The following is an 8,378-nucleotide window of genomic DNA, read 5'->3' on the forward strand; positions in this document are numbered from 1 at the left end:
GGTGATCAAGCCGGGTCCCCCGGCAATCCGTTGGCAATCCGTGGCCCTACCGCACCAGACAGGGCCGCTTCCCGTCGAACTCCCACCCCGGCACCAGGTACCGCATCCCCATCGCGTCGTCCCGCGCCCCCAACGCCCGCTCCTGGTACAGCTCGTGAGCCGCGAGCACCCGCTCCATGTCCACCTGGACGCCCAGTCCCGGCGCGTCCGGCACCGCGATCTCACCGTCGACGATCCGCGGCGGAGCGACCGTGAGGCGTTCCAGGCCCTCCTGCCAGATCCAGTGGGTGTCGAGGGCGTTGTACTCGCCCGGCGCCGCCGCCCCGCAGTGGGTGACCATGGCCAGGGAGATGTCGAAGTGGTTGTTGGAGTGACAACCCCAGGTCAGGCCCATCGCGTTGCACAGCTGGGCCACGCGTACCGAGCCGCGCATGGTCCAGAAGTGCGGGTCGGCCAGCGGGATGGAGACCGACTGGAGGGCCAGGGCGTGGGTCAGTTGCCGCCAGTCCGTGGCGATCATGTTGGTCGCCGTGGGCAGTCCCGTCGCCCGGCGGAACTCGGCCAGGATCTCGCGCCCCGAGTAACCGCCTTCCGCGCCGCAGGGATCCTCGGCGTACGCCAGCGTGCCGTTGAGGGGAGTGCACAGCTCGATCGCCTCGGCCAGCGACCACGCGCCGTTCGGATCGAGGGTGACCCGGGCCTCCGGAAAGCGGTCCTTCAGCGCCCGTACGGCCTTGACCTCCTCCGCGCCCTCCAGGACCCCGCCCTTGAGCTTGAAGTCACGGAAGCCGTAGCGGGCGTGGGTCGCCTCGGCCTGGCGGACGATCGCCTCGGGAGTGAGGGCCTCCTCGTGCCGTACGCGGTACCAGTCCACCGGTGAGTCCGGCTCACGGACGTAGTCCAGGTCGGTCCGGTCCGGGTCGCCGACGTAGAAGAGATAGCCCAACACCCGTACGGAATCACGCTGTTGGCCGTCGCCGAGCAGGGCCGCCACGGGGACGTCCAGGTGCTGGCCGAGAAGGTCGAGCAGAGCCGACTCGACCGCCGTCACCGCGTGCACGGTGGTGCGCAGGTCGAAGGTCTGGGAGCCGCGTCCGCCCGAGTCGCGGTCGGCGAAGCGGGCCCCGATCTCCCGCAGGACGCGCTGGTAGTCACCCACCTTCGCGCCGACGACCAGGGACTCCGCGTCGCGCAGCGTCCGCGTGATCTTCTCGCCGCCCGGCACCTCGCCGAGCCCCGTACGGCCCTCGGAGTCGGTGAGGATCACGATGTTGCGGGTGAAGTAGGGGCCGTGGGCGCCGGAGAGGTTCAGCTCCATGCTGTCGCGGCCGGCGACGGGGTAGACGGCGAGGGCGGTGACGGTCGGCTGACTCGTACTCATGGTCATCGGGGTCATCAGGGTCCTTATACGCGGGGGGTCATCAGATGGTGAGGATGTCCAGGGCCCATTCCGTCGCCAGCACTCCGCCCAGGCCCAGTACCGCCAGGACGGTCGTGTAGCTCGTACGGACCTTGATGGCCTCGACGACGGACAGGTTGAAGTACTCCTTGAACAGCCAGAAACCCGGGTCGTTGACGTGCGAGCAGGCGATCGAGCCGCAGGCGACGGCGAGCACCATGATCTCCGGGTGGACGCCGCTGCCGGCGAGGAGCGGCAGCACCACGCCGGAGGCGGTGACGACGGCGACCGTCGCCGAGCCGAGCGCGACGCGCAGGATCACGGCGATGAGCCAGGCGAGGATGATGGGGGAGACGGACCAGGTGTCCGTGGTGTCCTTGATGTAGTCGGAGATACCGCCCTCCACCAGGACGTTCTTGAAGGCGCCGCCCGCGCCGATCACCAGCAGGATCATCGCCATCGCCTGGGCCGCCGACGTGCAGGACGCGCCGACCTCCTCCAGGCTCCGGCCGATACGCGGACCGAACGCCCACACCGCCAGACACAGGGTGAGCAGCAGTGCGATGGGGGCCGAACCGACGAACGCGACGACGTTCAGGAACGGGCTCTCGGCGGAGGTGACGAGGTCGGTCACCGCCGCCCCCGCTATCAGGACCACCGGGAACAGGGCCACCGACAGCGACCAGCCGAGGCCGGGCATCTCCTCGTCGGTGAACTCGCGCTCGCTGACCAGCCCCTTGGGGATGGACGGGTCCATCGCCCTGATGAACGGCAGCCGCGGCCACACCAGGGCGATGAGCGCGCCCACCGGGACCGCGATGAACAGGCCGTAGAACAGGGTCAGTCCGGCGGAGGCGTGGAAGGTGGCGGCGACGGCGGTCGGGCCGGGGTGCGGGGGCAGGAAGCTGTGCATCGTGGAGAGGGTGATCGACATCGGCAGGCCGACCCACAGCAGCTTCGCGCCCGTGACCCTGACCAGGGTGAACGCGATCGGCACGATGATGATGAAGGCGACCTCGTAGAACATGGTCACGCCGATGAGCATGGACGTGACCACCATCGCCACCTGGACCCCGCGCGGTCCGCCCGCGGCCAGCAGCTTCCCGGCGATCCGCTGGGCGGCCCCCGAGTCGCCCATGACCCGGCCGACCATGGCGCCGAGCCCGATGGTGAGCATCGTGTCGCCGATCTGACCCCCGATGCCGTCGGAGAGGACGTCCGGGATGGTGGCCACCGGGATACCCCGGACCAGCGCGACGCCGACCGCCACGAGGAGCAGGGCGGCGAAGCCGTTGAGTTTCAGTCTGGTCATGAGGAGCAGCAGAATCAGAACGCTGATGCCGACCACGAGGAGAGGCAAGACAGTTCCCCTTTGAACTGTGAGCTACTGAACTGAACTGAGCCGGACTGAACTGAACCGAGCCGAGCCGACCGCACCGAATTGACGGGGAAAGGCTGGTCAGGGCGTCGGCTGTCGTACCGCCCCCACCAGCCCCAGGCCGTGGTCCAGCACCTTCGCCAGAGCCGCGAGGTCGTCCGGGCCCGGGTCGGTGAGCGGGGCGCGGACCGGGCCGACCGGGAGGCCGCGCAGCCGGGCCGCCGCCTTCACCAGGGACACGGCGTAGCCCGGCACCCGGTCGCGGAGTTCGACCAGCGGGACGTAGAACTCGCGCAGGAGCCGCGTCACGAGCGGGTCGTCCCCGTCCCGCAGCGCGCCGAAGAAGGCGTTCGCGATCTCGGGGGCGAAGGCGTGGACGGCGGAGGAGTAGGCGGGGACACCGACCGTGGCGTAGGCGCGGGCCTGGATCTCGGCAGTCGAGGCGCCGTTGAAGAAGAGGAAGCCGTCGGGGGCGGCGAGGGTGAGGCGCTGCAGCCGGTCGAGGTCGCTGTGACCGTCCTTGAGGCCGACGACCCCCTCGATCGCCGCGATCCGCCGCACTCCCTCCGCGGTGAACGTGACCTGCCCGCGCTGGTACGCGATCAGCGGTAGCCGGGTCCCGGCGGCGATGCGGCGCAGCTGCTCCACCAGCCCGTCCTGCGGCGCCCCGACCAGATAGTGCGGCAGGACCAGCAGGGCGTCCGCGCCCGCTTCCTCCGCGATACGGGCGAACCGCAGCGCCTGCGCCCAGCCGTAGCCGATGCCCGCGACCACCGGCAGCCGGCCGCCGGCGACCTCGACCGTGGCGGTGACGACCGCGCGGTACTCGTCCTCGTCGAGCGAGAAGAACTCGCCCGTTCCGCAGGCGGGGAACACCGCGCCGGGGGCGGCGGCCAGCCGGCCGGTCAGGTACTCCCGGTAGCCGTCCAGGTCGAGACCGCCGTCGTCCCGGAAGCTGGTGAGGGGAAAGGACAGCACCCCGCCCGCCATCCCGTCACGGAGTCGCTGGACGACTCCTGCGGCGTCCGAGTTGATCACTGTCATGAATCCCGTCTCCCTATGCAGATGATGTCTGCGTATGAAGATGGAGGTTAGATGCGTGAACAGGCAGGGGTCAATGGCAGCGACAAGGGGGATTCCCGGCCGACCTACGATGGGGCCCATGCCGGAGAAGAGAGGTGTCCGCAGCGTGAAGTCGGCGGCCCGGACCGTCGTGCTGCTGGAACTTCTCGCCGCGCGGGGCGAGCAGCCCTCGCGTCTGGACGAACTCGCCGAGGAACTGGAAGTGCCGCGCAGCAGCATGTACCAGCTGCTCCAGACCCTCGTCGACTGCGGCTGGGTCCGCTCCGACGCCACCGGCTCCCTCTACGGCATCGGCATCCGCGCTCTGCTCACCGGCACCGGCTATCTCGACGGCGACCGGCGTATCCGCGCGGCCCGTCCCCACCTCGACGAGGCCTCGGACGCGCTCGGCGAGACGATCCACCTGGCACGTCTCGACGGACCTGACGTCGTCTATCTCGCCACCCGCGAGTCCCACGAGTACGCGCGCACCATCAGCCGCGTCGGCCGCCGAGTCCCGGCCCACGCCGGAGCCCTCGGCAAGGCGCTGCTCGCGGACCGTCCCGACGACGAACTCCCACTCCCTGAGGGTGAGTTGGTGGCCCTCACGGACAACACCCACACCACCCGCGCCGCTCTGCACGCCGATCTGGCCCAGGTGCGGGAGCGGGGCTACTCCGTGGACCGCGAGGAGACGGTGACCGGTATCGCCGGCTTCGGCTTCGCCCTGCGCTACGACACCCCGGCCACCGACGCCATCAGCTGCTCGGTCCCGGTGGCCCGGCTCACCCCGGAGCACGAACTGAGGATCGTCGCCGTCATGCGTGAGATCCGCGCGAAGATCGAGACCCAGCTGCACCTGGCCCCGGGCGCCCCCGACTGGCGCTGAACCTCTACGGGACCAGCCCCTACGGGACGAGCCCCTCAGCCCCTGACGTCAGGCCAGCGGCACCCGGGTGAACCGTCCCGCCGTCCGCAGCTCGCCCTCGATCCGTGACGCCGTCCCGTACAGCTCCGGCAGGACCTCCGTCACGCAGTTCTCCGCCGTACGCCGGGTCGTGTGCATCGCCACGTTCACGGCGGCGACCACTCGCCCCGTACGGTCCCGCACGGGGACCGCGATCGACCGCAGCCCCTCCTCCAACTCCTCACTGACCAGGGCGTATCCCTGCTTCCGCACCTCTGTCAGTACCCGGGCGAAGGCGGCCGGGTCCGTCACCGTGTGCGGGGTCAGCGGGGCCAGTGGAGCCAGGTCCCGCAGCTGCCGCTCCGTCTCCGGCATACCGGCCAGCAGCACCCGGCCCATCGAGGTCGGGTACGCCGGAAGCCTCGTCCCCACGGTGATGTGCGCGCTCACGATGCGCCGCGCCGCCGCCCGCGCCGTGTACTGGATCTCCGCCCCCGGACCCACCCCCTGACCGGTCCCCGAACCCGGCCCCGAACCTGTCCCCGAGTCCGTCGACAGGATCGCCAGTGACGCCGACTCCTGTACCCGGCCCGCGAGTTCGGTCAGGTGCGGGGCGGCGATCTCGGGCAGTGACGTACGGGAGAGGGGCGGGAAGCCGAGGGACAGGACCCGGGGGGTGAGGGTGAAGGTGCGGCCGTGTGCCTCGACGTAGCCCAGGTGCTCGTAGGTGATCAGGGCCCGGCGGGCGGTCGCCCTCGCCAGGCCCGTCGCCCGGGCGACCTCCGTCAGGGTCAGCTCGGCGCGGGACTCGCCGAAGGCCGTCAGGACGGTGAGGCCCCGGGCCAGGGACTCCACGAACTCTCGGCCCAGTTCCTGCTTCGAGGCCCCGGTCCAGGCCGCGAGGCCCGAGGGAGACGCAGGCACCCCGGCGGGCGGGCGCACCCGCAGCTCGGCCTCCATCGCGGCCACCGTCGAGCGCAGCCGTGGCAGCAGGTCGTCGCGCAGGTCGGTGACCGTACGGCGGCTCGTGTGGCTGACGACGCTCGCGACACAGGCCACCCGGCCCGTACGGGGGTCCCGTACGGGTACGGAGACGGCGACCAGCCCCGGTTCGATCAGCTGGTCGTCCAGTGCCCAGCCGTCGGCGCGGGCCCGCTCGACGTGGGCCTCGAAGTCGGCGCCCGAGTCGGAGAGACGGGGCGGAACGGCGGGGAAGCCGTGGTCGGCCGGGTCCGCCGCCCGGCGGTCGTGCCAGCGGTGCCAGTCGTCGGCCGTCCACTCGGTGGCGAACAGCGGGCCGGGGGCGGTGCGTTCGGCGGGGAGGAGGTCGCCGATGCGGAAGCTGAGGGACATCGCGCGGCGGCGGGTGGCCTGGTGGATGAACCGGATGCCGTCCCGGTCGCCGACTGCGAGCGACACCGACTCGTCCAGCTCGTCGGCCAGGGCGTCCGCGTGCGCGTCGAGAAGGGCGGGCAGCCGGAGGGCGGCCAGATAGGCGTTGCCGAGTTCCATCAGCCGAGGGGTGAGAACCGCGTCCCGGCCGTCGAGACGGACGTACCCCATGCGGGCGAGTGTCGCCGTGATCCGGTCGACCGTCGAACGGGCCAGGCCGGTCGCCCGCTCCAGCCCGCTCAGGCTCAACGTCCCGCCCGCCTCGGTCAGTTGCCGCAGTACGGCGATCCCGCGCATCAGCGGGGCGACGGCCTCGGCGGGTACGGGACCGTCGAGGACCGGCGGGACATTCGTGGCGGGGGCAACCATGGGCACACCGTAATGCCCGCACGGAACCGCTGGTCGTACGCCCGCGGGCAGCCGCCGGCTCTCCACCGGTTCAGCGCCGGGTGATCGCCACCCGATAGTTCCCGTCGAGGTCCGCGCCCGCCACGGTGATCCGGACGCGTCGCCCCGCGTCCGTGAAGGACTCGCCGGGCGTGAAGGGCGCGTCGGAGAGTTCCGCGTGCACGTTCGGGCTGCGGGTGCAGCCGCCGCTGCCCCGGCGGGAGTCGTACACCGTGACCGGGCCGCGGCCGGTGTCGACGTTCGCGTCGACCCGGTAGATCAGCACGCCCGGCCGGCACACCGTCTCGTCGTTGCCCTCGCGCGTACGCAGCTCGACGGCGTATCCCGTACGGGTGGTCATGGGCACGAACACGAGTTTCGCGCCGCCGGGACGGGCCAGTGGGGTGAGCGTGTACTCGGTCGTCCCGGCGGTCACCGCGCAGCCGACCTGGGAGGGGTCCAGCCAGCCGAGCTTCCACTTGTGCCAGCCGAGCAGGTCGTTGTTGGCCCCCCAGTCCTCGCTCATGATGTCCCAGTGGCCGACCGCGCCCCCGCCGGACTGCGTGTACAGGTCGGGCAGCCCGAACACATGGCCGTTCTCGTGCGGGAGGACGCGGTAGCCGGTCGTGTCGTACGAACCGGAGCCGTCGTCCTGGCGGGAGTAGACGAAGGACGCGTTGGCGACGGGAACCCCGTCCGCGACCGGCGCCTCCCGGTTGCCGGCGAAGGTGACGGACAGGACGGTGTCCAGGGCGGAGGGGCCCGCGTTCGGGGTGACCAGCACGTTCAGCAGGTCGTACGAGCGGAAGTCGACCGTCGGGTCGGCGGCGGCCACGATGTCGTGGACCAGCCGGCGGTAGCCGGGGTCGAAGGGGGCGCCGCGCTGTATGCCGTACGAGCGGAAGGACCGCGGCATCCGCAGCCAGTCGGCGATGGGCGCCTCGGGGCGGTAGTCGAGGCGGCCGTAGGAACTGGTGGTGAACCAGTCCCGGGTCTGCGGGAAGAACTCCGAGAGCCGGTCGAGGGCGCTGCCCTGGCCCGGGGCGTCGGAGAAGTCGACCATCAGGTTCAGCGCGCGGACGGTGCCGGTGGAACGGGAGTAGCCGACCGGGGTGGGCAGTCCCTCGGACATCTGGACGCCGAGGCCGCCCCGGATCAGACAGGGGCCGAGCGGTGAGGAGCGGGCCAGCGGGACGGAGCCCGCGGCCGTGGTCGCGTCCCGGTCGACGTGCCCGGTGCCGGCCGAGGTGCTGACCGCGAGGGTCAGCGCGGCCACGGACACGAGGGCGGCCATCCGGCGGGGACGCAGGGGACCGGGCGGCCGTATCCGGCGTATCCGGCGTATCCGGCGTATCCGACGACGGCTGGTCGGCTGCTGCATGCACGGACCCTTCGCGCCACGGCAGCCGGCGGTGTCGGACTGCACCCTTTCGATCACCCTCGGTGGAGGTCGGCGCGGGCGCGCGCTGGAGGAGACCGATCGTGGATGTCCCGCCCGAGGACTGCCGGAGCATATGTGACTCAGGTCACAGTCAATCTCCTCGGTTGCGGGAAATAACCGGGGATCGTTTCCCCGTTTAGCCATGTGTCCGAGCGAAACGGGGACTGCCTCCCCGGATCGCATCGCAAACGCCCTGAAGGAGACACCGTGCAGACCGCGATCCCCGTGCAGAAGGTGACCCGGCCCCGAGCCGACGCCCTGCGCAACCGGGAGCGGATCGTCACCGCCGCCCGCGAGATGTTCGTCGAGTTCGGCTCCGAGGTGCCGATCGACGAGATCGCCCGCCGGGCCGGCGTCGGCAATGCCACGGTGTACCGCAACTTCCCGGACCGGGAGGCCCTCGTACGGGAAG

At 71.3% G+C, this 8,378-nt stretch carries 7 protein-coding genes; 2 read left to right on the forward strand and 5 right to left on the reverse strand.

Features of this window, described 5'->3' with window-relative positions; genetic code table 11:
• Positions 1–46: 46 nt before the first annotated feature.
• The 3 genes from STRTUCAR8_RS32445 to STRTUCAR8_RS32455 form a co-directional block, all read right to left on the reverse strand.
• Positions 47–1,381, reverse strand: a complete 1,335-nt coding sequence (locus tag STRTUCAR8_RS32445) for an enolase C-terminal domain-like protein (protein ID WP_044473287.1) — start codon at positions 1,379–1,381, stop codon at positions 47–49.
• 40 nt (positions 1,382–1,421) lie between these two features.
• Complete coding sequence (locus tag STRTUCAR8_RS32450) at positions 1,422–2,759, reverse strand: gluconate:H+ symporter (protein ID WP_006380436.1); 1,338 nt, start codon at positions 2,757–2,759, stop codon at positions 1,422–1,424.
• A 99-nt stretch (positions 2,760–2,858) separates the two neighbouring features.
• Positions 2,859–3,821 carry a 5-dehydro-4-deoxyglucarate dehydratase gene (locus tag STRTUCAR8_RS32455; protein ID WP_006380439.1) on the reverse strand — a complete coding sequence of 321 codons (963 nt, stop codon included), beginning with the start codon at positions 3,819–3,821 and terminating at the stop codon, positions 2,859–2,861.
• Between the two features lie 118 nt (positions 3,822–3,939).
• Between STRTUCAR8_RS32455 and STRTUCAR8_RS32460 the strand changes: the two genes are divergently transcribed.
• A complete protein-coding gene (locus STRTUCAR8_RS32460; RefSeq protein WP_044473285.1) occupies positions 3,940–4,728 on the forward strand; it encodes an IclR family transcriptional regulator in 789 nt (262 codons plus the stop codon).
• Between the two features lie 48 nt (positions 4,729–4,776).
• On the opposite strand, the gene STRTUCAR8_RS32465 is transcribed toward STRTUCAR8_RS32460, so the two are convergent.
• Complete coding sequence (locus STRTUCAR8_RS32465) at positions 4,777–6,507, reverse strand: IclR family transcriptional regulator domain-containing protein (RefSeq protein ID WP_006380438.1); 1,731 nt, start codon at positions 6,505–6,507, stop codon at positions 4,777–4,779.
• A gap of 70 nt (positions 6,508–6,577) precedes the next feature.
• Positions 6,578–7,906 carry a M6 family metalloprotease domain-containing protein gene (locus STRTUCAR8_RS32470; RefSeq protein WP_006380433.1) on the reverse strand — a complete coding sequence of 443 codons (1,329 nt, stop codon included), beginning with the start codon at positions 7,904–7,906 and terminating at the stop codon, positions 6,578–6,580.
• Between the two features lie 267 nt (positions 7,907–8,173).
• Between STRTUCAR8_RS32470 and STRTUCAR8_RS32475 the strand changes: the two genes are divergently transcribed.
• On the forward strand, positions 8,174–8,378 hold a 205-nt coding region (locus STRTUCAR8_RS32475), incomplete at its 3' end, for a TetR/AcrR family transcriptional regulator (protein WP_006380437.1).

Origin of the sequence: Streptomyces turgidiscabies Car8 (assembly GCF_000331005.1) — a bacterium.
GTDB classification, from domain to species: Bacteria; Actinomycetota; Actinomycetes; order Streptomycetales; family Streptomycetaceae; genus Streptomyces; species Streptomyces turgidiscabies.